26 protein-coding genes, 1 other RNA gene and 1 pseudogene are annotated in these 24,559 nt (G+C 53.0%); 19 read left to right on the top strand and 9 right to left on the bottom strand.

The genetic code is table 11. From position 1 onward, the window contains the following. Positions 1–116: 116 nt before the first annotated feature. Positions 117–1,370, top strand: a complete 1,254-nt coding sequence (gene nadR / locus IG609_RS02455; RefSeq protein WP_102117200.1) for a multifunctional transcriptional regulator/nicotinamide-nucleotide adenylyltransferase/ribosylnicotinamide kinase NadR — start codon at positions 117–119, stop codon at positions 1,368–1,370. Here the strand turns inward: nadR and IG609_RS02450 are convergent. From IG609_RS02450 to zapA, 3 genes are all read right to left on the bottom strand, one after another. Next, positions 1,367–2,014: a 5-formyltetrahydrofolate cyclo-ligase gene (locus IG609_RS02450; RefSeq protein ID WP_193400823.1), complete on the bottom strand. Its 648-nt coding sequence runs from the start codon at positions 2,012–2,014 to the stop codon at positions 1,367–1,369. The genes nadR and IG609_RS02450 overlap by 4 nt on opposite strands. A 39-nt stretch (positions 2,015–2,053) precedes the next feature. After that, positions 2,054–2,237: non-coding RNA, 6S RNA (gene ssrS / locus IG609_RS02445), on the bottom strand. A gap of 74 nt (positions 2,238–2,311) precedes the next feature. Beyond that, positions 2,312–2,641 carry a cell division protein ZapA gene (zapA, locus tag IG609_RS02440; protein ID WP_010284667.1) on the bottom strand — a complete coding sequence of 110 codons (330 nt, stop codon included), beginning with the start codon at positions 2,639–2,641 and terminating at the stop codon, positions 2,312–2,314. A gap of 186 nt (positions 2,642–2,827) precedes the next feature. Here zapA and IG609_RS02435 point away from each other — a divergent pair, with 186 nt between their 5' ends. From IG609_RS02435 to IG609_RS02400, 8 genes are all read left to right on the top strand, one after another. Next, positions 2,828–3,415 carry a YecA/YgfB family protein gene (locus IG609_RS02435; RefSeq protein ID WP_193400821.1) on the top strand — a complete coding sequence of 196 codons (588 nt, stop codon included), beginning with the start codon at positions 2,828–2,830 and terminating at the stop codon, positions 3,413–3,415. A 56-nt stretch (positions 3,416–3,471) separates the two neighbouring features. Then, positions 3,472–4,797 carry a Xaa-Pro aminopeptidase gene (pepP, locus tag IG609_RS02430; RefSeq protein ID WP_193400819.1) on the top strand — a complete coding sequence of 442 codons (1,326 nt, stop codon included), beginning with the start codon at positions 3,472–3,474 and terminating at the stop codon, positions 4,795–4,797. Between the two features lie 45 nt (positions 4,798–4,842). Then, a complete protein-coding gene (gene ubiH, locus IG609_RS02425) occupies positions 4,843–6,021 on the top strand; it encodes a 2-octaprenyl-6-methoxyphenyl hydroxylase (RefSeq protein ID WP_193400817.1) in 1,179 nt (392 codons plus the stop codon). Positions 6,022–6,049: 28 nt separating this feature from the next. Then, a complete protein-coding gene (gene ubiI, locus IG609_RS02420; protein ID WP_193400815.1) occupies positions 6,050–7,261 on the top strand; it encodes an FAD-dependent 2-octaprenylphenol hydroxylase in 1,212 nt (403 codons plus the stop codon). A gap of 341 nt (positions 7,262–7,602) precedes the next feature. Beyond that, a complete protein-coding gene (locus IG609_RS02415) occupies positions 7,603–8,082 on the top strand; it encodes an Hcp family type VI secretion system effector (protein WP_193397862.1) in 480 nt (159 codons plus the stop codon). Between the two features lie 115 nt (positions 8,083–8,197). Beyond that, entirely contained in the window at positions 8,198–8,851 is a 654-nt protein-coding gene (locus IG609_RS02410) for a hypothetical protein (RefSeq protein WP_104212600.1), read from the top strand. Beyond that, positions 8,851–9,279 carry a hypothetical protein gene (locus IG609_RS02405; protein ID WP_104212601.1) on the top strand — a complete coding sequence of 143 codons (429 nt, stop codon included), beginning with the start codon at positions 8,851–8,853 and terminating at the stop codon, positions 9,277–9,279. The genes IG609_RS02410 and IG609_RS02405 overlap by 1 nt, the downstream gene beginning before the upstream one ends. A gap of 151 nt (positions 9,280–9,430) precedes the next feature. Beyond that, a complete protein-coding gene (locus IG609_RS02400; RefSeq protein ID WP_193397861.1) occupies positions 9,431–9,727 on the top strand; it encodes a DUF2645 family protein in 297 nt (98 codons plus the stop codon). A 31-nt stretch (positions 9,728–9,758) separates the two neighbouring features. Here IG609_RS02400 and IG609_RS02395 read toward each other — a convergent pair whose 3' ends face one another. Together IG609_RS02395 and IG609_RS02390 are read right to left on the bottom strand one after the other, a co-directional pair. Continuing rightward, complete coding sequence (locus IG609_RS02395) at positions 9,759–10,796, bottom strand: NADP-dependent oxidoreductase (RefSeq protein WP_193397860.1); 1,038 nt, start codon at positions 10,794–10,796, stop codon at positions 9,759–9,761. Between the two features lie 94 nt (positions 10,797–10,890). Further along, positions 10,891–11,270 (bottom strand): annotated as a pseudogene (locus IG609_RS02390) (YqhA family protein). Between the two features lie 230 nt (positions 11,271–11,500). Between IG609_RS02390 and IG609_RS02385 the strand changes: the two are divergent. From IG609_RS02385 to IG609_RS02360, 6 genes are all read left to right on the top strand, one after another. After that, on the top strand, positions 11,501–11,917 hold the full coding sequence (locus IG609_RS02385) for a hypothetical protein (protein WP_193397859.1): 417 nt from the start codon (positions 11,501–11,503) through the stop codon (positions 11,915–11,917). A gap of 15 nt (positions 11,918–11,932) precedes the next feature. Further along, entirely contained in the window at positions 11,933–12,241 is a 309-nt protein-coding gene (locus IG609_RS02380) for a hypothetical protein (protein WP_193397858.1), read from the top strand. Positions 12,242–12,626: 385 nt separating this feature from the next. Beyond that, positions 12,627–14,240 (top strand): ABC transporter substrate-binding protein, encoded by a 1,614-nt coding sequence (locus IG609_RS02375; protein WP_193397857.1) that lies wholly within the window; start codon positions 12,627–12,629, stop codon positions 14,238–14,240. After that, a complete protein-coding gene (locus tag IG609_RS02370; protein WP_193397856.1) occupies positions 14,218–15,177 on the top strand; it encodes an ABC transporter permease in 960 nt (319 codons plus the stop codon). The genes IG609_RS02375 and IG609_RS02370 overlap by 23 nt, the downstream gene beginning before the upstream one ends. Continuing rightward, positions 15,170–16,036 carry an ABC transporter permease gene (locus IG609_RS02365; protein ID WP_010285293.1) on the top strand — a complete coding sequence of 289 codons (867 nt, stop codon included), beginning with the start codon at positions 15,170–15,172 and terminating at the stop codon, positions 16,034–16,036. Before IG609_RS02370 ends, IG609_RS02365 begins: the two co-directional genes overlap by 8 nt. Then, on the top strand, positions 16,033–17,742 hold the full coding sequence (locus IG609_RS02360) for a dipeptide ABC transporter ATP-binding protein (RefSeq protein WP_193397855.1): 1,710 nt from the start codon (positions 16,033–16,035) through the stop codon (positions 17,740–17,742). Before IG609_RS02365 ends, IG609_RS02360 begins: the two co-directional genes overlap by 4 nt. Positions 17,743–17,801: 59 nt before the next feature. Here the strand turns inward: IG609_RS02360 and IG609_RS02355 are convergent, their stop codons facing one another. From IG609_RS02355 to rhaS, 4 genes are all read right to left on the bottom strand, one after another. Beyond that, positions 17,802–18,107, bottom strand: a complete 306-nt coding sequence (locus IG609_RS02355; protein WP_193397854.1) for a type II toxin-antitoxin system RelE/ParE family toxin — start codon at positions 18,105–18,107, stop codon at positions 17,802–17,804. Beyond that, on the bottom strand, positions 18,095–18,385 hold the full coding sequence (locus IG609_RS02350) for a CopG family ribbon-helix-helix protein (RefSeq protein ID WP_010296210.1): 291 nt from the start codon (positions 18,383–18,385) through the stop codon (positions 18,095–18,097). The genes IG609_RS02355 and IG609_RS02350 overlap by 13 nt, the downstream gene beginning before the upstream one ends. A 61-nt stretch (positions 18,386–18,446) precedes the next feature. After that, a complete protein-coding gene (locus IG609_RS02345) occupies positions 18,447–19,301 on the bottom strand; it encodes a helix-turn-helix domain-containing protein (protein WP_193397853.1) in 855 nt (284 codons plus the stop codon). A gap of 24 nt (positions 19,302–19,325) precedes the next feature. Then, positions 19,326–20,165 (bottom strand): HTH-type transcriptional activator RhaS, encoded by an 840-nt coding sequence (rhaS, locus tag IG609_RS02340; RefSeq protein ID WP_193397852.1) that lies wholly within the window; start codon positions 20,163–20,165, stop codon positions 19,326–19,328. A gap of 336 nt (positions 20,166–20,501) precedes the next feature. On the opposite strand from rhaS, the gene rhaB reads away from it, so the two are divergent. The 4 genes from rhaB to rhaM all read left to right on the top strand — a co-directional run bounded on the left by rhaB (position 20,502) and on the right by rhaM (position 24,500). Next, on the top strand, positions 20,502–21,992 hold the full coding sequence (gene rhaB / locus IG609_RS02335; RefSeq protein WP_193397851.1) for a rhamnulokinase: 1,491 nt from the start codon (positions 20,502–20,504) through the stop codon (positions 21,990–21,992). Then, a complete protein-coding gene (locus IG609_RS02330) occupies positions 21,989–23,251 on the top strand; it encodes an L-rhamnose isomerase (RefSeq protein WP_193397850.1) in 1,263 nt (420 codons plus the stop codon). Before rhaB ends, IG609_RS02330 begins: the two co-directional genes overlap by 4 nt. A 4-nt stretch (positions 23,252–23,255) precedes the next feature. Continuing rightward, entirely contained in the window at positions 23,256–24,080 is an 825-nt protein-coding gene (gene rhaD / locus IG609_RS02325) for a rhamnulose-1-phosphate aldolase (RefSeq protein WP_193397890.1), read from the top strand. Positions 24,081–24,185: 105 nt separating this feature from the next. After that, positions 24,186–24,500 carry an L-rhamnose mutarotase gene (gene rhaM / locus IG609_RS02320; protein WP_193397849.1) on the top strand — a complete coding sequence of 105 codons (315 nt, stop codon included), beginning with the start codon at positions 24,186–24,188 and terminating at the stop codon, positions 24,498–24,500. Positions 24,501–24,559: the final 59 nt, after the last annotated feature.

The raw sequence follows: 24,559 nt of genomic DNA, 5'->3' as shown, positions 1-24,559 counted from the left end.
GACCACAGAAGGCCATCCGCCCCTTTCATCCTGAGCTAAACAGGGGATGAAAGCGTAGCGGATGTTGCCCTGTTCTGTGGTACTTTGTTTAGTAAGCTAAACAAGAGTGCTGCACTATGTCATCATTTGATTACCTGAAATCCGCCATCCGGCAGAAGGGTTGCACCCTACAGCAGGTTGCCGACGCAACCGATATGACCAAAGGCTATCTCAGTCAATTACTTAATGCCAAAATCAAAAGCCCCAGCGCCCAGAAACTGGAAGCGCTGCATCGCTTTCTTGAACTGGAATTCCCGCGCTACGAAAAGAGCGTTGGTGTCGTCTTCGGTAAGTTCTATCCGCTACACACCGGCCATATTTACCTGATTCAACGCGCCTGTAGCCAGGTTGACGAACTGCATGTGATTTTAGGTTACGACGAACCGCGCGACCGCCTGCTGTTTGAGAACAGCTCGATGTCACAGCAGCCTACCGTCAGCGACCGCCTGCGCTGGCTGCTACAGACCTTTAAGTATCAGAAAAATATTCATATTCACGCCTTCAATGAGCAAGGAATGGAGCCTTACCCGCACGGCTGGGATGTGTGGAGCAAAGGGATTCAGGCGTTTATGCAGGAAAAAAGCATCACGCCAAATTTCGTCTATACCAGCGAAGAGCAGGATGCCGCACAATACCGCGAGCACCTAGGCATTGAGGCCGTCCTGATCGACCCACAGCGCTCTTTTATGAACATCAGCGGTTCGCAGATTCGCCACGATCCCTTCCGTTACTGGGACTATATCCCGACCGAAGTGAAGCCGTTCTTTGTGCGTACCGTTGCCATTCTTGGCGGCGAATCCAGCGGTAAATCCACGCTGGTGAACAAGCTGGCGAATATCTTCAACACCACCAGCGCCTGGGAATATGGTCGCGATTACGTGTTCTCCCATTTGGGCGGCGACGAGATGGCGTTGCAGTATTCCGACTACGACAAGATTGCGCTGGGTCAGGCACAGTACATTGATTTTGCAGTGAAATATGCCAATAAAGTGGCCTTTATCGACACTGATTTCGTCACCACGCAGGCGTTCTGCAAGAAATACGAGGGTCGTGAGCACCCGTTCGTTCAGGCACTAATCGATGAATACCGCTTCGATCTAGTGATTTTGCTGGAAAACAACACGCCGTGGGTCGCCGATGGGTTGCGTAGCTTAGGCAGCACCACCGCCCGTTCGGAGTTCCAGGACCTGCTGAAAACGATGCTGGCTAACAATAATATCCCGTACGTTTACATCAAAGAGTCGGACTACGATTCGCGCTTCCTGCACTGTGTGGAATTGGTACAACAAATGTTGGGTCACGATCGGGTGCCCGGACCGATCAAAAGCTAGCGTGTGGTCCACTGCCAATGGCGGGAGGGGGTAATAATTTCCGGCAGCGGAATGTCCCAGCTTTCCACTGGCAGTGCGTCAACCTGCTGACAATCGTGGGCCAGACCGATCGGATAAGGCCCACGCGACATCTGGTTGCGATACTGCAACGTACGGTCGTAAAACCCGCCCCCCATACCCAACCGCTGTCCCAGATGATCAAACGCCACCAGCGGCGTCAGCAGGATGTCCAATTGCGGTAACGGCAGCACCTGACGCACGTCCAGACGCGGCTCCATAATCTTCAAACGATTGCGCACCAGTTCGGTGTCCGGTGCATAGCGCAGGAACAGCAGATACCCGGTACGAAACGGATGCAGAACCGGCAAGTAAACGCGTTTCTCCTGCTGCCACAGCTGTTGAATCAACGCAGACGTATCCAGCTCGCCATCAAATGACAGAAATACCGCGACACTATCTGCCTGTATGATTTTCGGGTGTGCCATGACGCGTTCACTCGCCTGCTGCGCAAAGCGCGACTGCTGCTCTAGCGTCAGTAAACGACGCTGCTGACGCACAACCTGACGAATCTGTTGACGCGATGCTGCCGTAGAAAAGAATGAGGTATCGGGGAGTGCCGATGAAGATGAATCAGAAGATGACATGGGCTGCATTCGCCACGGGTCAAAAGTGATAATAGAAAGGGAATCTCCGAGATGCCGCCGCAGGCTGTAACCCTTGAACCCTTGGTTCAAGGTGAACATAACGTCGCAGTCTTAAGGCTTCTCGGACGAACCGAGCGTGCTCACCAACCGCAGAGCATTACATTCTGTTGGTATGAAATATCGGCTCAGGGGACTGGCCCGCTGACGAACATCTCAGAGAAATTTTATTCGTTACTTGCGATAAACCTTAGCACGTCTTATCGCGTAAAAACACCGTACTTTTGTCAAAATACGACGTTATTCAAATTGTGCACCCTGACGTTCGGTGATTTTGCCCTGCTCCAGCAACGCCTGTTCGATGGTTTGCTGCAACATACGAATACGCTGTTCCATATTCGACGCATAATCACGCGTCTTACCCCGTTCCTGCGCCAGCTCATGGCACACGTTCAGTGCGGCAATAAACACCAGTTGCTCAGTGTTTGTGACTCTAGTGCGAACTTTAAGATCTTGCAACCGCTGGTTAAGATCTTCCGCCGCCTGATTCAACGCATCTTGTTGTTCTGGCGGACAATTCACTCTTAACGAACGGCCAAAAATTTGAATATCTACTGGTTGTGCAGACATACCACCTTCCTGCCTTCTGTCGTTCTTGCGCCCGCGTCCCGCATAGCATGACCCGTTACATCGGGCTCGTTAAAGCGGGCGCAACTATATATAGCCGAGATCTAAGATACAAGCGCTTTCTGGTATCGAAAGGGAGCTTGGTGGTAGCATAGCACGAACCCATCCAGCCAACGATGACGAATCCGCATGTCTATAGAGAATACGTTTCCCGCCTATGAAGGCCTTGACCAACTGCTTCACCAACAGCAGGTCGCGCTGACCGCAGCAGAAATGCACGGTTTGATCAGCGGGATGCTGTGTGGTGGAAACCATGATGACAGTTGGAGAACGCTGGTTTTTGAACTGACTAACGAAGGCATGGCGTTTACCCAGACGCTGTCGCAGCCGCTTCAGGACCTGTATCAGGCCACGCGTGAAGCGCTGGAAGATGATGGTTTTCTGTTCCAGCTTTTCCTGCCGGACGACTCGCTGGATGACGTAAGCGTGTTCGATCGCGCTGACGCGCTGGCAGGCTGGGTCAATCACTTCCTGCTTGGGCTGGGCGTGGCTCAACCCCAGTTGAATAAAGCCAAAGGTGAGCTGAAAGAAGCCATCGAAGATTTACGCAACATTGCGCAGCTTGGCTACGACGAAGATGAAGATCAGGAAGAGCTAGAGCAATCGCTGGAAGAAGTGATTGAGTATGTTCGCGTTTCTGCCATTTTGTGCCATACCGAATTTACCAGCCAGCGCGTTGTGACTGCGCCCGAGCAGCAAAAACCAACGCTGCATTGATTTTATGCAAGGCGGAAGGGAAAGGTAACCGCACGGACTATTTTCAGGAGCAGGTGATGAATCCACAAGAATTTCTTCGTCGTCGTCAGGGTCTGTTGGAAAAAATGGCACCGGGCAGCGCGGCGATTATTTTTTCTGCGCCGGAAGCGCAGCGCAATGCCGACAGTGACTATCCTTATCGTCAAAATAGCGATTTCTGGTATTTCACCGGCTTCAACGAACCGGAAGCCGTGCTGCTACTGGTAAAAAGCGATGTAAAACATCATCACAGCGTAATCTTCAACCGCGTACGCGATCTAACAGCTGAAATCTGGTTTGGTCGTCGTCTTGGTCAGGAAGCAGCTCCGGCCAAGCTCGGCGTTGACCGTGCACTGCCGTTTGGCGAAATCGGCGCACAGCTGCATCTCTTATTGAATGGGCTGGACGTGGTGTACCACGCGCAAGGGCAGTACGACTATGCCGACAAACTGGTCTTCGCCGCGCTGGATACCTTGCGCAACGGTACGCGTCAAGGTTTTGCTGCCCCTGCTACACTGACCGACTGGCGCCCGTGGGTGCATGAGATGCGCCTGTTCAAATCGCCTGCAGAAATTAGCGTGATGCGCCGCGCCTGTGAAATTACCGCACTGGCCCACACGCGCGCCATGCAGAAATGCCGCCCCGGCATGTATGAATATCAGCTTGAAGGCGAAATTCACCACGAATTTACCCGTCACGGCGCGCGCTATCCTTCTTACAACACCATCGTCGGCAGCGGAGAGAATGCCTGCATCCTGCATTACACAGAAAATGAAATGCAAATGCGCGACGGCGATCTGGTGCTGATTGACGCTGGCTGTGAATACAAAAGCTATGCTGGCGACATTACCCGTACCTTCCCCGTCAACGGTAAATTTACCGCACCACAGCGTGCCATTTACGACATCGTGCTGCGCTCACAGCTACGGGCGCTGGAACTGTTTGGTCCGGGTCGCAGCATCCGTGAAGTGAACGAAGAAGTGGTGCGCATCATGGTCAGCGGGCTTATCAAGCTCGGTGTGCTGAAAGGTGAAATGGAAGAGTTGATTGCCGAACAAGCACATCGCCAGTTCTTCATGCACGGCCTCAGCCACTGGCTGGGTCTGGACGTGCACGATGTAGGCAATTACGGCACCACCGATCGGGGCCGCCCGCTTGAACCGGGTATGGTACTGACCATCGAACCAGGCCTTTACATCGCGCCCAATGCCAAAGTGCCGCAGCAGTACCGAGGAATTGGCGTACGTATCGAAGATAACATCGTGATCACCGAAAACGGCAATGAAAACCTGACTGCTGGCGTAGTCAAAGACGCTGATGCCATTGAAGCACTCATGGCGCAAAGGCATGATAAACAACACTAAGCAGTGCTTTCAAAGGGCGATGACATCATTGCAAAGGACAACAGCATGGCGGTCATGATTGTCGGTGGCGGGATGGCGGGTGCAACGCTGGCGCTGGCGATCTCGCAACTTTCGCAGGGCACAGTCTCGGTCGATCTTATCGAGGCGCACTCGCCACTCGACAAGGAACATCCGGGTTTTGACGCACGCGCCCTCGCGCTGTCTGATGGCACACGTCAGCAGCTCGCAGCGCTGGGCATCTGGCAAGCGCTCTCAGGTAACGCAACGGCGATAACCGACATTCACGTCAGCGAACGCGGGCACGCCAGCGTAGTGAATCTGCAAGCCTCAGACTATCACGTTCAGGCATTAGGCCATGTGGTTGAACTGTACGACGTCGGACAACGCCTGTTTTCCCTGCTGCAACAGTCACCGGGCGTGCGTCTATACTGCCCGGCCAAAGTCGTTACCGTCACGCGGACGCAGGATAATGCGACGCTAACGCTGGACGATGGCACCGAACTAACGGGTCAACTGCTGGTCGCTGCCGACGGTTCGCGCTCCATGCTGTCACAGTCTTGCGGGATTCAATGGCAGCAGCATGATTATGATCAGATTGCGACCATCGCCAATGTGACGACTGCCGAACCCCATCGCGGCCGCGCGTTCGAGCGATTTACCCCGCACGGCCCGCTGGCACTCTTGCCGATGAGCAACGGGCGCTGCTCGCTTGTCTGGTGCCATGACAAACACCGTCAACATGAGGTCGATGGATGGAGCGAAGCCGAATTTCGCCAACAACTACAGCAGGCTTTCGGCTGGCGTCTGGGGCAGTTCACCCACATCGGCGAACGCCACAGCTATCCGCTGCGCTTACTCAAGGCCAGCCAGCATATTAGCCATCGGCTGGCGCTGGTGGGTAATGCGGCACAAACGCTGCACCCGATTGCTGGACAGGGCTTTAATCTGGGGATTCGCGATGTGATGTCGCTGGCGGAAACCGTCATCGAGGCAGCAAAAAATCAGCAGGATATCGGCCATTACACAGTACTCAACCGCTATCAACAGCGGCGCACGCCCGATCAACACAGCACGGTGGCGATCACCGATGGACTGGTCAGGCTGTTCGCTAACCGCTATGCCGCGCTGACAATCAGCCGTAATCTGGGTCTGATCGCCATGAATAACCTGCCGCTGATGCGCGACGCCTTTGCTCGTCGCACGCTGGGCTGGGTAGAACGTTAATTAAGCTCGCCAACAGGAAAAGACGGAAATGCAATCATTCGACGTGGTTATTGCCGGTGGCGGTATGGTCGGTTTGGCGCTAGCCTGCGGCTTACAGGGCAGCGGCCTGCGTATCGCCGTGCTGGAGAAACAGGCGGCCGAACCTCAGCCGCTCGGGAAAGACCATGCCCTGCGCGTCTCCGCCATCAATGCCGCCAGCGAATGCCTCCTGCGCCATATCGGCGTCTGGGAAAATCTTGTGGCGCAACGCGTCAGCCCTTACAACGATATGCAGGTATGGGACAAAGACAGCTTCGGCAAAATCAGTTTTAGCGGTGAAGAATTCGGCTTTTCCCACCTTGGGCATATCATTGAAAACCCAGTGATTCAGCAGGCGCTGTGGCAACGCGCTTCTCAGTTAAGCGACATCACCCTGCTCTCCCCCGCCTCGTTAAAACAGGTCGCCTGGGGCGAGAACGAAGCCTTTATTACGTTGCAGGACGACAGCATGCTGACCGCCCGGCTAGTGGTCGCCGCGGACGGTGCGCATTCGTGGCTACGTCAGCATGCGGATATTCCGCTGACCTTTTGGGACTACGGCCATCACGCACTGGTCGCCACTATTCGAACTGAACACCCTCATCAGTCCGTTGCACGTCAGACGTTTCACGGCGACGGTATTCTGGCGTTCTTGCCGCTGGACGAGCCTCACCTTTGTTCAATTGTCTGGTCACTTTCACCGGAACAGGCTCAGGCGATGCAAAGCCTGCCAGCAGAAGAATTCAATCGTCAGGTCGCGATGGCGTTTGATATGCGCCTGGGGCTATGTGAACTGGAAAGCGAATGCCAGACTTTCCCACTGACCGGACGCTACGCTCGCAGCTTCGCGGCACACCGGCTGGTGCTGGTCGGCGACGCAGCGCACACCATTCATCCGCTGGCGGGGCAAGGCGTCAATCTGGGTTTCATGGATGTCGCCGAACTGATTGCGGAAGTGAAGCGCTTACAGGCGCAGGGCAAAGACATCGGCCAACACCTTTATCTGCGACGCTATGAACGCCGCCGCAAGCACAGCGCCGCAGTGATGCTCGCCAGCATGCAGGGGTTCCGCGAGCTGTTTAACGGCGATAATCCGGCGAAAAAGCTGCTGCGTGATGTCGGTCTGGTTCTGGCGGATAAACTGCCCGGCATTAAACCCACACTGGTACGTCAGGCAATGGGATTACACGATCTGCCAGACTGGCTTAGCATCGGAAAATAATAAAACCAGAATAGATAATAAAGCTCGCCGCTTAAGCGGCGAGTTATCAATAACGCTTTCATCTTAATTAAATCAATAATTTCTTTAGCCATCGCCTTTTTTATTTAAGCGTTCGATCTTTTTTTATATAATAAATTTATCATCAAAATATAATTAGCAGAATAATAAAATCTGCCCGAACAACTAATTATCATTTAAAACAATCAATTATGGTATCTTGGAAAGGATATCTTTCTGATAGGAATCCTATTTCTTATTAAATAGTCGATTTCTTCTTTTTTTCAATCAAGATTTACGTTATAACTTTCCCAACAAGGATTTTTTAACAAGGAGTTACACGAATGGCTAATTCTATTTTCATGAAGATCACCGGAAAAATTCAGGGACTGATATCTGAAGGGTGTTTAAGTATCGATTCTGTAGGAAATAAACATATCTCTGGTCACGAAGATGAAATTTTTGTTTATGCCACAAATTACGACCTATCAAGAGATCGACACGTCAATCATCATCCCTTTTCTGTGACCAAAGTCGTTGATAAGTCTACACCGTTAGTCCTAACTAGCATCGCTAATAATGAACTGCTGGAAATTGAGTTGAGGTATTACCGCACCTCCGCCAGCGGGACCCAAGAGAACTACATGACAATCACATTGAGAGATGCGTCTATTGTCAACCTCTCGAACCAAAACCCCAACTCATTAACGCATAGCGATATGCAGCCTTTTGAAATCCTAAGCCTGCGTTATGAAAGCATTACCTGCCAGCACAATATCGCAGGGACATCGGGATACAGCATATTAACTGAAAATATGTACTGATAAGCCATAAAATACACCTCATTAATTCTTTAATGCATTATGGTTTTTTATGAGGAGGGATAGTGAGCAACAAATGGCAACTCAGTGATAAAATCTTCAGTCGGAGTCAATTGGAATGACAACAAGAGAACATATAAAAAATGAGCGTTTAATTTATACCGAACAGCTTGGGTGGATTGATTTAGGCCACGCAAAAGGTGATGATGCGAGGGATTTGTGGGGGCAGCTCATCAGTGAACCTGCGAATCCGTTACTCAAAGGATATTTCCTGGTTAATTATTCTCAGGCCATGCATTATCGCCGTGTACAGACGGGGGTTCATGCGCAATGGAAGATAAAAAGAGGGTTATCGATAGAGACTAAACGTTCTATTGCACTCTCTATAATGTTTTATGTATCTCTAAAGTTTGAAGGGTTACAGTCTAATCCTCTGTTCTCGCTTGCTACGGATAGCGGTTTTAGCTGTGAAGATCTGGTTTCCAATTTAGTCGGTTTTTATTCAGTAGTTCTTCCCAGAGATTATATTTCACTTAGTCAGAAAAAATCGAAAGAATATGCTTTTAAAATATGGGATTACTATGGCCCAGTGGGAAGATATAAGAATAATGAACTCAGACCACTCATTTTCCCCGATCCAGAAATGCATGCTTATCCTTATAAAAGACCATTACCACCTTATTTGTCAGCGATAAAACCTTTTTCATCTTACGAAAACGATCTGGTTATCAACACGATTGATGAGAATGTATTTTTGGGATTTAAGTTGTAATGAAAACGATCTTAACTATCTTCATTTCATTATCTTCCCTGCTATTTTTTTGGGGATGGCTTATCATCGTTCCTTATACCATTTATACGGAGAAAGACATTTTTAAGTACTATACATTAACTTATAAAGAAATCAGGGACGTACCGAGACTATCAAATAATTATTATTTTTCTTATGGGCCGAGCGATGAGGCAACCCCTCAAACTAGTGCTATATATCTTTGTGATTTAACTCATATTAATGATACTTACAGGGAATTGCTTTCTTATGTTGAAAGTACCAAAATACCATTAATCGATGGTTTTAGTTTAGGTAATTACCCGACATTTCAAGAATATTTTCAGATTGTAAAAACAAAAGAAAAAAACAACAAAACAGGAAAAGAAAGCGAATGTCTAATGTTGATTTTCTCTAAGGAACAAGGATAATCAAGTGAGTGACGTAGTGGCTTATAAATAAGTCCAAAACTCGTTATCATTAATAAAAAACGACTACATTTATAACGTCAATTTTCATTTCCATTCGGTCTTATTTCTTTTCTATACACGGGTTAGCCTCTGTCCGTACAGATAATTCACTATGAAAAACATAAATACATTACTCTTTGCTCTATGTTTTTATCTCTATTCAATTCTCTGTGCCATGATAATCTTGGTCACATCAATAAGAGACTATGAAGGGATGATTGATGGGATAGAAATAAGAGATCTCTGTGAGATACCTGAATCAGATTCCGACGGTTCCTTTGCGTTTATTATTATTCCCCTATCCATTCCTTTCTTTTTTGTAAAAAAGAGCATCGCCAGAATAATCACTTATCTTATTGTTTTAATTTATTATTTATGGAATTTTTATCTCCGTTTTACTCTATGTTAAAACTCGCCGCCGCAGCGGCGAGTCCAGTGTATCAGGCGTCGGGTCCGACTCTGACCACTAATTTACCGAAGTTGCGGCCATGTAGCAGGCCGATAAAGGCTTCGGGAGCGTTTTCCAATCCGTCGACGATCTCTTCGCGATATTTGATCTTACCTTCCTCCACCCACGGCGAAACGTCCTTCCAGAACTCATCGAAGCGATGACCATAATCATCAAAGATAATGAACCCCTGCATCCGAATACGTTTCTTCAGGATCGTCCCCATCAGCAGCGGTAAACGATCCGGCCCATCCGGAAGCCCTGTGGCATTGTAGCCAGAGACTAACCCGCACACCGGAATACGCGCCGAGGTATTCAGCAGCGGCAGCACGGCGTCAAAGACTTTCCCGCCGACATTTTCAAAGTAGATATCGATTCCCTTCGGGCAGGCTTGTTTCAGTTGTTCCGCAAAATCATCCGCCCGGTGGTCGATGCAAGCATCAAATCCCAGTACTTCAACCGCATAGCGACATTTTTCCGCGCCCCCCGCCACGCCAACGACCCGACAGCCTTTCAATTTTCCGAGCTGCCCAACCGTCGCACCAACTGGGCCAGTCGCGGCGGCCACCACCAGCGTTTCACCCGCTTTAGGCTGGCCGATATCTGTTAGCCCCATATACGCAGTGAAGCCCGGCATACCCAGCACGCCCAACGCATAGGAAGGATTTGTCGGCGACTGACCGAGATTGGTTAATCCTTTGCCGTCGGAAATTGCATAATCCTGCCAGCAGCTGAAGGACAACACCCAATCGCCGGTCTGATAATCTGGGTGTTTTGATTCCACCACGCGGCTGATTGTCCCGCCGACCATCACGTCATTCAGTTCGACGGGTTTAGCATAAGAAGGGGCGTCACTCATGCGGCCACGCATATAAGGGTCAAGGGAGAGGAACACCGTACGCAGCAAGATATGTCCTGAATCGACCTGTGGGACAGGCTGCTGTTCTAGACGGAAAGTCTCTGGTGTTGGCGCGCCGTGCGGGCGCTGAGCCAGAACCACACGGCGGTTAATTTGATCGGTTTGCGGCATAATATCCTCCGTTAAACAAAGCGTGTTGATAACATCACTTCGTTAACAATAGGATCGGTTCTTTCATCTGGCTACGCAGACCGTGCGGCATTTATTATGCCGTTTTGCTTTTTTCGTAACGCGACATGCGATCCAGATACCCCATGACCAGTGCAGACAGCACAAACGTCAAATGGATAATCACGTACCACATCAGCTTGTTATCCGGGATATTACGGGCATCCATAAACACACGCAGCAGATGGTTCGACGAGATAGCGACAATCGAGGCGGCAACTTTATTTTTCAGCGAGCCGGAGTCCATCTTACCGAGCAAGTTCAGCTTTTCTCTGCCTTTGGAGATATCCAGCACCGAGACAAAGTTCTCGTAACCGGACAGCATCACCATCACCAGCAATCCACCGACAGCCCAAGATAAACCGAGGCAAGCAGCCAGCGCGATGAATACATCAGATTCTCAATAAAACGTTCCATAATTCACTATATACAGGCGGGAAATAGGGAAAAGTCCTGCGGCGATGTTAATCAATTCTTGAGCAGATAGCCCCTTAACAAATCTACTCAACAAACAGCTTGAACTACAGAAAGAAAAGCGTGCCTCACTGGTTGCGCTGGCTGAATATGCAGAAAGCCTGAAAAACCTCAAAGTCGAACAGGGTAACTCCACGCTTTCAGTGAATTCTCTGCACAGCGCGATAGATGCTTTGGGCAAAGTCATCGGCACGCTGACCAACGCCAGCCTGTTTTGGGACCAAATGTCACAATATTGCGACCGGATGACCAGCAGCGGATTTCAGCGTGATCTGGAAGATCTCAAGGAAATGGATCTCGAAACCCGTCTGGAAGAATATCAGGATCCAAATTTTATGAAATCGTTCTTCCTCTATCTATGCCAATGGGTGGCGGTAAATGGTTTGTCGGGAGATTACCTCCTGGCCGCCACCGACGCGCAGAAAAAAGCGGTCCAATATTTGAGTGAATCCCCGACGATCCAAGAGGCCATACGCAAAGCGCCAGAGCTAGCCAAAAATCTTGCACTCATTGTACAAAATAATCTGCTTGCGTCCCGTAACCAGAGCATCGAGTTGGAACAACAACGAGCCATCCTTATTGCGCAATAACAAGGAATCATAGAGATGAATAATCAAATACAGTTCTATGCGAAAAACGAGTTGCAACCTACCTCAGACGAATTCAAAAAGGTGGTCGCGAGTTTAACTGAAGCCGCCAGTCATCTGCATAATCAGCGCAAGGAGGAAGCCATAGCGGTGGTCACTGCAATGACGGATGACGTGACATATCTGCACACCCAGACGATACAGGGTGAGCTACTTTACAAAGAAGAGCAGAAAAAAGTGACAGAAAGGGTTGCATCAATAATTCTTCAGACCGGAAAATTAAACGAGGAGATGGTGCAAATTAACACACAGATCTCGGCTCTGTAGTGCGATACTAAAATAATAAGCATCCCAATATTTCACATTATCTAAAATAAAATCACAGCCTATCGTGCAGTATTCAACGGAATTTCAGGGTTCGGTTCGTGAGTCATACGATTAGCCTCTCCTTAAAGATTTCGTCATCGTGGATTGCTTCCTAATAGCTGATGCGCATCAGTAGGGACTTCAATCAATGGTAGTGATAAAAACCGACACCACCACTGAGTTTTAAGGAAAAACCTTATGCAATAGCGAACGTAAGAGCTTCCCGCATATATATTTTTATGGAATTGAAAATCAATTTTTATTCTTTTACATGCATAAGCCCGCCCTCTAGAGTAGCGAAAAGACCGCCGTGTATGGCCTCATGTCATCGTAAAGGACACAGGGAATGGAAAAAAATCACCCGCAAGTTACGACTCTCGCCGCAGGATTACTCTCGTTACTTTTCGCACTCAATCCCGGTGCTTACGCTGCACAAAGCGGTGAAAAACCGGTATCAGGTGGTATTCTGAACGTAGGTCTGGGCAGCGATACGCCGATTATCGACCCGCACATTACGGCCTATGGCGTTACCGCGCTGATTTCCCGCAACGTGGTGGATTCACTGGTAGGACAGGCGGAAGATAACCGCTTTACGCCCTGGTTGGCGGAAAGCTGGAAAATTAACGACAACAACACCGAGTACACCTTCCACCTGCGCAAGGACGTGACGTTCAGCGACGGCACCAAGCTGGATGCGGAAGCGGTGAAATACAACATCGAGCGTATTCTCGATCCGAAAACCACCTCCAGCTACGCGAAATCACTGTTAGGCCCTATCGACAAGATCTCAACGCCGGATGACTATACGATTGTGCTCCACTACAGCTCACCGTTTGCGGCGCTGTTGCAGGGTCTAAGCCTGCCCTATCTGGGCATTCAATCACCGACGTACCTGAAGAAAACACCAAACACCAGCACCACCGTGGTGGGTTCCGGTCCGTTTATTCTTGATTCCTTTGTGAAAGGCAGCGGCAGCAAGCTGACGAAGCGCCCTGATTACAACTGGGGACCGGGTTATGCCAAGCACACGGGTCCAGCCTATCTGGACGGTCTGGTGTTCAAATATCTGCCGGAAGCGTCGGTTCGCCTCGGCGCACTGAGCAGCGGCCAGATTCAGGCGATTGACGCCGTACCACCTGCTAACTTCCCGACGGTGAAGCGCAATCCAAAGCTGGAAGTGATTACCTATGAGAACCCGGGCGTTAACCGCGTACTCTATCTCAACACCACCAAAGGCCCTTTCCAGGATGTCGCGGTGCGTAAGGCATTCCAAAGCGCGGTGGATACCAACGCGGCGGTGAAAGTTGCCTTCTTCGGCACGCTGAAAGCCGCCGATAACGTTCTCGGCCCCGCCACGCTGTACTACGATCAGAGCGTTGCCTCCCGCTGGGGCTTTGATGTGAAAAAAGCCAACGAACTGTTGGATAACGCAGGCTGGAAACAGAAAGACGGCGAAGGCTTCCGAACCAAAGATGGCCAACGCCTGAGCGTCAGCTTCGTTTACGCTTCAACCAACGTTGAAGCCGCGGATGTCGCGCTGTTCCAGGCGGTGCAATATCAGGTGAAGCAGGCAGGCTTCGACGTCAAACTGACGCCGGTTGATGCGGGTGAATTCACCACGCGCACCAATGCTAACGAGTACGATATCGCTTCTAACTTCTTCGTGCGAGCAGAGCCGGATATTCTGCGTACCGTGTTCGATTCAGCCTATGCACCACCGAACGGCAACAACTTTACGCGTATCAGCGTGCTGAATGACAAGCTGAGAAAAGCCATTGGCGCGGGTGACGCGGAACGTAAACAGCTCTACAGCGAAATACAGCGTGAGGTCATCGATCAGGCGTATGTGGTTCCGCTATACATTCCTGCCTACCAACTCGGCCTGTCCAAACAGGTACAGGGCATAGGCTGGGCTACCAACGCAAAACCGAACTTCTATGATGTCTGGATTAAACGTTAATCTGTACGCGATAGGTAAACGTCTTTTCACCATTCTGGCTGTGCTCTGGGGCGCAGCCACATTGACGTTTATTGCCGTCAAACTGATCCCCGGCGATCCCGTCGCTATTCTCAGCGGCGGCGATAACGTGGTGGATGAAGCCTATCGCGCCGTACTCATCAAGCAATTTGGGCTCGACCAGCCGCTGTGGGTGCAATACCTGCGCTACTGCGGACAGGCGCTACAGGGTGATTTTGGCGTCAGCTATCTTTACCGCCTGCCAGTCGGCAGCGTGATTAGCGATGCGATGCATGAAACGCTACCGCTGGCGCTTGGCGGCTTAATTCTGGCGCTGCTCCTTGCCATCACCAGCGCACTGCTGACCGCAGGCCGCTATGGTGTAATGCGTACCACCGTGTCCTGGCTGGAACTCACGCTGCTTAGCACGCCGGTCTACTGGATTGGTATCGTGCTGCTAAGCCTGTTCAGTTTTCGTCTGCAATGGTTTCCGGTCACTGGCAACGATGGCGTCATGTCGCTCGTACTGCCCGTCATCACGCTGGGCCTACCGATTGCCGCTATTTTGAGTCAGGTACTGCGCGACGGTCTGGAAGATGCGCTCTCCCAACCGTTCTCGCTCACCGTGCGCACGCGCGGCGTCAGTGAAATCCGGCTACGCTTCCGCCACGGTTTACGCCACGCGGCGCTGGCTGCCTCAACGCTGACTGGCACGCTGTTGGCAAGCGTACTCGGCGGCTCCGTGCTGACCGAAACCGTCTTTGGCCGCGCGGGTATCGGGCAGGTCACGTTGAGCGCAATTGAAAACCGCGACATGCCGCTGGTGCTCGGCGTCGTCATGCTGTCCGCATTCCTGTTCGTCGTTATCAACCTGCTGGTGGATGCGCTGTATCTCCTCATCGATCCCCGCTTACGCAAGAAGGCGAGCGCCCATGAGTAGTGAACCAATGCCCTTCACGCAGACGCCATCAAGAAAAACCTATCGCAGCCCGTGGCTGAGCACGGCGACGCTGCTGCCTGCCGCTATCGTTTTCCTACTGGCGCTAGCGGTCTTTTTCCCTTCACTGTTTACCAGTCGCACCGCCGATGAAATGGATATGGGGGCGGTATTCCAGTCGCCGAATAGCACTTACTGGTTCGGCACCGATCAACTGGGGCGCGACATTTTTTCCCGTATTGTTCACGGTACTTCGCTGTCGCTGGGTATTGGCGTCGGCGCGATGCTGATCGCCTGCTTCGGCGGTGTGCTGTTTGGCACGCTGTCGGTGCTCGCGCCGCTGCGCATCCGTCAGGTTCTGGTGCGCCTGCTGGACATCATGCTGGCGTTTCCCGATCTGCTGCTGGCACTGCTGGTGATCGCCGTCCTGGGACGCGGACCGGAAAATACCATGCTGGCCGTCGGTCTGGCGGGGATTGCTGGCTATGCGCGTTTGATTCGTTCTCAGGTGCTGCAAGTCAGGCTATCCGGCTACGTCGAGCATGCGATTGCGCTGGGTGAACACCCGCTGTATATCGTTTTCCGCCACATCATTCCCAATACGCTGCGCCCGTTGCTGATTGTCGCCACCATTGGCGTCGGCCACGCGGTGCTGTCCGCCTCTGCGCTGAGCTTTCTCGGATTGGGCGTTGTCCCACCGACCGCCGAATGGGGCGCGCTATTGGCCGACGGACGCAACTTCCTTGATATCGCACCGTGGGTCAGCCTGCTGCCCGCCAGCGTTGTGGCGCTGTCGGTGATTTCCATCACGCTGCTGGGGCGTCGTTTACAGGCTATTTTGGCAAAAGGAGAGGCACGATGAGCCTGAACACACTCCCTCACTCCTCTCATTCATCTTCAGATGCACCCGCGAAGACGCCGCTGCTACGTGTAGAGAACTTGAGCGTCACGTTTCCCAGCCCATCCGGCCCCATTCGTTCGGTTAAAAACCTCTCTTTTCAGGTGAATGCTGGAGAAATTCTGGCGCTGGTCGGCGAATCGGGCTCAGGGAAATCCGTTACCGCCCGCACGCTGGTAGGTCTGGCCGGTGAAAACGTTGACGTACAGGCAAGCGCGATTGAGCTCACGCGCCATGATGGCAGCCTGTGTGATTTACGCTATCTGACCGACCGCGACTGGCGGGCGATTCGCGGCCGTGAAATCGGTTTTGTTTTGCAGGATGCGCTGGTGTCTCTCGATCCGCTGCGCAAGATCGGGCAGGAAGTCGCCGAACCGATTCTGACTCATCGCCTGTTGCCTCGTCAGCAGGTTCCCGCCCGCGTTGCTGAACTCCTGACGAAGGCGGGCATTCCCGATCCAGAGAATCGCGCAGCGCAGTATCCGCATGAACTGTCCGGCGGACTGCGTCAGCGTGCACTTATCGCTTCCGCGTTGGCGGCGGGTCCACAGTTGCTTATTGCCGATGAACCCACCACCGCGCTGGATGCCACGGTGCAAAAGCAGGTGCTGAAAGTCTTCACCGCATTGGCGCAGGCAGGGCACGGCGTTTTACTGATCACCCACGATCTTGCCGTCGTCGCAGAGGTGGCAGATCGCGTCATCGTGATGCAACAAGGATCGCTGGTAGAAGGCGGTGAGGCGCGGCAGATCCTGTCCGCGCCGACGCATCCCTACACCCGCAAGCTGCTGGCGGCGATCCCGACCGCGTCTACCCGTGGAAAGTGGCTGGCTGGTGCTGACCCGTTACAGAGCGGCATTGCACCGTCACCCGCTTTTTTGGCAGCCAATCACACCAACACCAACGACGCCATTGCACTAACGGCGGATCGGATTGCGGTGTCGTTCAAGCGCCCTGACGGCAGTCGGATGCACGCCGTCAATCAGGTTTCTCTCCAGATTAAGCGCGGCGAAACGCTGGGCATCGTCGGGGAATCCGGTTCGGGGAAAACCACGCTGGGCAAAGTCATTCTGGCGCTGCAAAAGCCGGACAGCGGTGAAGTCCGACTCGCGGACAATGCCTGGAGCACATTAACGGAACGCGAACGCCGACCGCTGCGCGCACGCATTCAGACGATCACACAAGATCCGCTTAGCTCGTTCGATCCGCAATTTACCGTCGCGCAGATTCTGCGCCAGCCGCTGCGCCTGCGTCGCGATCTAAGCGACGATGAGAAACAGCGCCGCATTCTGACGCTGCTGGAGTATGTCGGCTTGACGCCTGACTTGCTAAGCCGCCGCCCAACGGCGATGTCCGGTGGGCAACGTCAGCGCGTCTCCATCGCACAAGCGCTGGCTTCAGAACCCGAGATTCTGATCTGCGACGAACCAGTATCGGCACTGGACGTCACCACACAGGCGCAGGTGCTGGATTTGCTGGTGGCGTTGCAACGCCAGTTAGGGCTGACGATGCTGTTCATCTCCCACGATCTGGGCGTGGTACAGCATATGAGCCACCGCATCGCGGTCATGAAAGATGGGGATATCGTAGAAACGGGGACGGTCGAGCAGATCTTCAATCAACCGCAGCACCCTTACACGCGCCTGCTGCTTTCAACGGTGGCGGAGTAGGGGTGTTGACGTGTAGTGGCACGCTGAATTTGGCGAATGGGTAATCTCAGAAGACAGGATTAAGGGTTTTGGTAACCGGCTTCTTTTTGATGCTTGACGGTCAGGATCACCACTCTGTCAGTCAGTTCATCATGACGGTAAAGCATCACGTACCCGCTGCTGCCGAATTCGATCACCAGTTCCTGATATTCAAGAGGGAGATGTTCAACGGGTCGCCCGATATTCGGCAGCGCTTCTAACTGACGAATGCCGCGAATCAAAACTTCAGCGGCCTTTTTCGCAGCCAGCGCATTTTTGTTTTTTAGAAAATCCTGCAGACGCTGCAAATCACGCTTCGCGCGTTCTGAAACGATCACTTGTGGCATGCAGGCGCATCCTGTTCATGTCCAGAACCCCAAGATTCTAACCAGGTAACGGTTTCATCTGCAGTGATATGTTTGCCAGTGTCCTGATAGTCTTCCCACGCGGCCAACGCCTCTTTACGGTACTGGCTGCGTTTTTCTTCCCGCTCAACGTATTCGGCAATCGCTTCCAGCATCAGCGCATGGGCTGAGCTGTTGCGGTCATCGGCCAGCGTTTTCAGTCGTTCCTTAATGTCCTGATCGATGCGCAGCGTCGTGGTTTGACGTGTGGTGTCAGCCATAATATGCTCCGGTTAATATCATTGGTGTCACCAGTGATATTAACCCCGAACGATGCGGGTGTCACTCCACATTCAGGAAGCGCTGGCGATAAGCGCTGGGCGAAACGCCGAACGCCTGATGGAACACCACGGAGAAGTAGTTACTGTCTTCAAAACCGCACAGTGCGGCAACGTCGCCAATGGTTTGCAGGTCATAACGCAGCAGCTCCATCGCCTTGCATAGCCGCAGCTGGCGCAAGTAGTGCGGCACGCTCATGCCGGTTTGTTCTTTAAAGCGCGAACGTAAAGTGCGGGCGCTGAAGTGGTGCTGTTCACAGAAGGCTTCAAAGCGAAACGGCGCGGCAATGCTGGCACGCAGCGCATTCATCAACATATCCAACTGGTGCGCGTCCGCCAACTGTGGGCTATCCGGAGAATGGCGATAACGTGCCGCCAGCAGTGCAATCTGCAACAACAGTGCTTCACTCAGTTGCAACGACAGCGTATCCGACTTCATACACTCCTGCGTCAGCGCGTCCACCTTCTCACGGAGGGTATCCATGCCTTGCGAGCCTAAGCACCAGTGACGCTGGCTTTGTGGCAGCTCCCCGCCCGGCAGTAACGCTTGCCAGTCGGCGGATAGCGTCAGGCGATTGCGAATATAGAGAATATTGTCCAGTTCGAGCCCGTGGACGGATTCATAGCTGTGGCGATCATTCGCGGAGACATAGAACATATCGCCACGGGTAATGCGGTAAGGCACATCGTTCCAGAGGTGAAGGCCATTGCCACGCCAGACAATCACCAGTTCGTCGAAATCATGATGATGCAGCGGAAACACCGGCTGAGGATGCCGTTCAGCAACCATCACGGCATTTTTGTCGGTGAGAAAATAGTCTTCAGTCTGTAATTTCAAACCCCGTATTACTGTCGCCATTCCCTCACCCGCAGTTGCTATTACCTACTCTTCACGAGAAAACGCCTGATGGCGTAGTGACTTAGGTGCCTGCGAGAATGCCTTGCGGAATTGCGTCGAGAAGTGATTGCTGTCGCTAAATCCACAGGCGTGCGCAATCGTGGTGATAGAATCATCACTCTGCTGCAACCGCCGACGAGCCTCCAGTAATCTTAACCGATTCAGATAGCGTTGTGGCGTCATACCGGTGTGTTGTTTGAGCTGACGATGCAACGTACGCAGCGGCAGCGAGAACTGGTCAGCCAAGTCGCCCCAGTTCACTTCTTCACTGTAGTTGTTTTGCAGCCAGCCCAGCAGCGCCTGCACTCCTTGACGCTCGGAGCCGTTGCCCTCCGTCTGGAAACAGTGTTGACGCAGTTGCACCAGAATGTGCAGAAACAGGCTTTCGCTGGCAGCAATAGCCTCTGGCGCATCGCTCTGCGCCAGTTCAGCCAGACTGTTCAACGACTGTTTCAACTGCTGCATCCCCGCTGCATTCACCTGCCACTGCCCTTGCCATTCGCCGTTCGGGCCATACGGCAAAAAGGCGGCGATATCGGAAAGGAAGCGGAACCCGCGCGGCGAGCGGTACAGCATGTTGGTCAGGCACAGCCCTTCGACGTCTTCAAACAGATGCCGATCGTTATCGCGAACGAAGAAGACCGAACCGCTGCACAGCGCATAAGGTTGGTCGTTAAACACATGGACACCCGCACCCTGCTCCACCAGCACGATTTCCCAGAAATCATGATAATGCTCAGGAAACGCCACTTGTGGGGTACGCGGTTCCACCGCAACCGTTACGGCACGCGAAGTAAAAAAATCATCACCACGAAGTAACGTCATTTCAGTTCTCCATTCAGCCTCTGGCAAAAGTGTAGCCTTTGAAAAGAGTAGTCAGAAGCCACAAAACCGGCCTTCAAATACCGTCGCCCACACGCCATCTGACTGCTCTTTTTTTAAGATCTCATCGCCTAATTGATTGAAGTGTGGCAAGGATCACATCGCCTTTTCCCCTGATTTCCTCATGGTTATTCCCTAAGTAATTTCCCAGATTGTGAGCCCTTTCACGGTCAGCTTTGTCATTTTGCCAGCCGCCTGTTGTAGATGGCACTCATAGGAAGGTGGCTTCTGTTACCGCTCCTTACACTGCAACACATCCAACAAGTAAGGAGTGCGGCTATGGCGGTGAAGAATATCGTGGCGGTGGATTTAGGTGCATCCAGTGGTCGGGTCATGCTGGCAACCTTGCACACCGCAACGCAGCATTTGACGCTGAAAGAAATTCACCGTTTCAGCAATACGCTGGTGTTTCAGGACAACCATCACCAGTGGGATCTGGCCGCGCTGGAAGGTGACATCCTCACCGGATTACACCAAATCGATGCCATGGGTATCACCCCCGATAGCATCGGGATCGACAGTTGGGGCGTGGACTATGTGCTACTCGATAAGGACGGGCAGCGTGTTGGCCTGCCGTATTCCTATCGCGATCACCGCACCGACGGCGTGATGGCTACCGTCACTGCCGAACTGGGACGTGAGGCGATCTATCAGCGTACCGGCATTCAGTTCCTGCCATTTAATACGCTTTATCAGCTTAAAGCGCTGTGTGACGCACCGTCTGACGATCTGAATCAGGTGGCACACCTGCTGATGATTCCCGACTATTTTCACTATCGCCTCACGGGGAATGTCGTCTGCGAATACACCAACGCCAGCACAACCCAACTGCTTAATCTGGAACAGAAAACCTGGGACAGCGAACTGCTGGACTATCTGGGCATCCCGCGCCGCTGGTTGAGCGATCCGGTGCAGCCGGGGCACGCCGTGGGGAACTGGACAGCGCCAAGCGGACGGCAGATTCCCGTCACCGCTGTCGCCACGCACGACACCGCCAGCGCGGTGGTCGGCGCACCGTTGCTAAGCCGCGACAGCGCCTATCTCAGCTCCGGCACCTGGTCGCTAATGGGCATCGAGAGCGACACGCCGTTTAATAGCCAGCAGGCGCTGGCCGCCAATATCACCAACGAAGGTGGCGTGGACGGCACCTATCGGGTACTGAAAAACATCATGGGGCTGTGGCTGCTACAGCGCGTTTGTCAGGAGCGTGACATCAAGGATTTAGGCGCGCTGATTCAGTCCGCCGCCGCTCTGCCCGCTTTTGTCAGTCTGATTAATCCGAATGACGATCGCTTTATCAATCCGCCGTCCATGCATCAGGCGATCCGCGACTATTGCCGTGAGCACGGCCAGCCCGTGCCCCACAGCGATGCCGAGCTGGCACGCTGCATCTTCGACAGCCTCGCGCTGCTCTATAGGCAGGTGGTACTGGAACTGGGCGAACTGTGCCACGCGCCAATCCGCCAGTTGCATATTGTCGGCGGTGGCAGCCAGAACGCCTTCCTGAACCAACTGTGCGCCGATGTGTGCCAGATTCCGGTTCTGGCCGGGCCGGTCGAGGCCTCGACACTTGGCAATATCGGCTGCCAACTGATGGCGCTAGGCGCCGTTGCCGACCTTAACGCATTCCGGCACATGCTGACTCATAACTTCCCTCTGCATCGCTATACCCCATGTGCGGAGAGTGATTTTGCCGGGCACTGGCGTCGTTTTCAGGCGCTCAGCCAGCCAGAAACCGCCCCACAGGGCAAAAAGGAGACTACGCAATGAGCACACCAATTGAAACCGCCTGGCAACTGGCAAAAGCACGCTACGCCAGCATGAATATTGACGTAGAGGCCGTGCTGGAACAGCTCGACCAGATTCCGGTGTCAATGCACTGCTGGCAGGGCGACGATGTGGTCGGATTCGAGAACACCGGCGGGCCACTCACCGGCGGTATTCAGGCCACCGGCAACTACCCCGGCAAAGCGAGCACGCCGGATGAACTGCGTGCCGATCTGGAACAGGCCTTTGCGCTGATCCCCGGCCCTAAACGACTGAACCTGCATGCCATTTATCTGGAATCCGCACAGCCCGTCGCCCGCAACGAGATTGCCCCCGAGCATTTCAGCACCTGGGTTGAATGGGCCAAGCGCCACCAGCTCGGGCTGGATTTTAACCCGACCTGCTTTTCTCATCCGCTAAGCGCAGACGGCTTTACCCTGTCGCACCCGGATGAAAAAGTCCGCCGTTTCTGGATTGAACACTGTCAGGCCAGCCGCCGGATTTCCGCCTACTTCGGACGCGAACTCGGCACACCGTCTGTAATGAACATCTGGGTGCCGGACGGCATGAAAGATTTGACCATCGATCGTCTGGCGTTCCGCCAGCGGCTGCTCAGCGCGCTGGATGAGGTCATCGCCGAACCACTCGATCAGGCACACCATATCGATGCGGTGGAAAGTAAACTGTTCGGGATCGGCGCGGAAAGTTTTACCGTCGGCTCCAGTGAATTCTGCCTTGGCTACGCGGCCAGCCGCGGCACCGCGCTCTGTCTGGATGCCGGACACTTCCACCCAACCGAAGTGATTTCCGACAAGATTTCCAGCGCAATTCTGTACGTCCCGCGCCTGCTGCTGCACGTCAGCCGCCCAGTACGCTGGGACAGCGACCATGTGGTGCTGCTGGACGACGAAACGCAGGCCATCGCTCACGAAATCGTGCGCCATAAGTTGCTTAACCGCGTGCATATCGGGCTCGATTTCTTTGATGCCTCGATCAACCGCATCGCCGCATGGGTCATCGGCACCCGCAACATGAAGAAAGCCCTGTTGCGCGCACTGCTGGAACCGACGGAAACGCTGCGCACACTGGAACAAAACGGCGATTACACCGCGCGTCTGGCCCTGCTGGAAGAACAAAAATCGCTGCCGTGGCAGGCCGTGTGGGAACATTACTGCCAGCGTCATGACGTCATCCCAGGCAGCGAATGGCTGCAACAGGTACGTCAGTATGAAGAAACCATCCTCACTCAACGTCAAGGGTAAGATTATGCAAGCAATTCTCTCTTCCTGGTTTGTACAGGGAATGATTAAAGCCACTAGCGACATGTGGCTCAAAGGCTGGGACGAACGTAACGGCGGTAACGTCAGCCTGCGCCTGACGGCTGAGGATGTGACGCCTTATGAAAGCGATTTCTACCCGCAGCCGCGTCATGAAGCCCTTTCACAGCCGATGCCTGCGCTGGCTGACTGCTGGTTTATCGTCACCGGCTCCGGCAAATTTTTCCGCAACGTGCAGTTGGATCCGGCCGATTCACTGGTGGTGTTGCAGGTCGATAGCGACGGTAAAGGCTACCGCATTTTCTGGGGGCTCACCAACGGCGGCCTGCCGACTTCTGAACTGGCTTCGCATTTCCAGTCGCACATTGTGCGTATGGGCGTCACTCACGGACGCGACCGCGTCATCATGCACTGCCACGCGACCAATCTAATTGCCCTGAGCTATGTGCTGGAGCTGGATACCGCTACGTTCACCCGTGAACTGTGGGAAGGCAGCACGGAATGTCTGGTCGTTTTCCCAGACGGCGTGGGGATTGTGCCGTGGATGGTGCCGGGCACCGATGCCATTGGCGATGCCACCTCCGAACAAATGAAGCGTCATTCGCTGGTGCTGTGGCCCTTCCACGGCATCTTTGGCACCGGCCCAACGCTGGATGACGCCTTCGGCCTGATCGATACCGCAGAAAAATCCGCTGAAGTGATGGTGAAAGTGAGATCGATGGGCGGTAAGAAACAGACGATCTCAACCGAAGAACTGATCGCGCTGGGTAAACGTTTCGGCGTCACGCCACTGGAAGCTGCGCTGCGCGTGTAGCAGACTTTAAGCATAAATTATTTTCAGCATAAAATTACCGTCAGCCTCAACTCGCCACGGCATCACCGCCGTGGCCTTCTGCCAATGACTACGGGGGATTCATCCATGTTGCGTAAGGCTTTTGTGATGTCAGTTTTTCCTAACAGCCACGATGAATATCAGCGTCGCCACAATCCTATCTGGCCGGAACTGGCTGAGGTGCTCAAGAACCACGGGGCGCACCACTACAGCATTTTTCTGGATAAGCAGCGCAATCTGCTGTTCGGCTATGTCGAGGTCGAGTCCGAAGCACGCTGGGAAGCGATTGCACAAACGGAAGTCTGCCAGCGCTGGTGGAAACACATGAGCGACGTCATGCCCTCCAACCCTGATAACAGCCCAGTTAGCGATGCACTGGAACCGGTGTTCTATCTGGACTAACGCATTCTCTGAACCAAGCATCATCGTGTAGCGGTAATAACATTACCGCTGCGTCATTA

The organism is Pectobacterium quasiaquaticum (assembly GCF_014946775.2).
Lineage (GTDB): Bacteria > Pseudomonadota > Gammaproteobacteria > Enterobacterales > Enterobacteriaceae > Pectobacterium > Pectobacterium aquaticum.
This window is presented reverse-complemented; position numbering and strand designations above follow the sequence as displayed.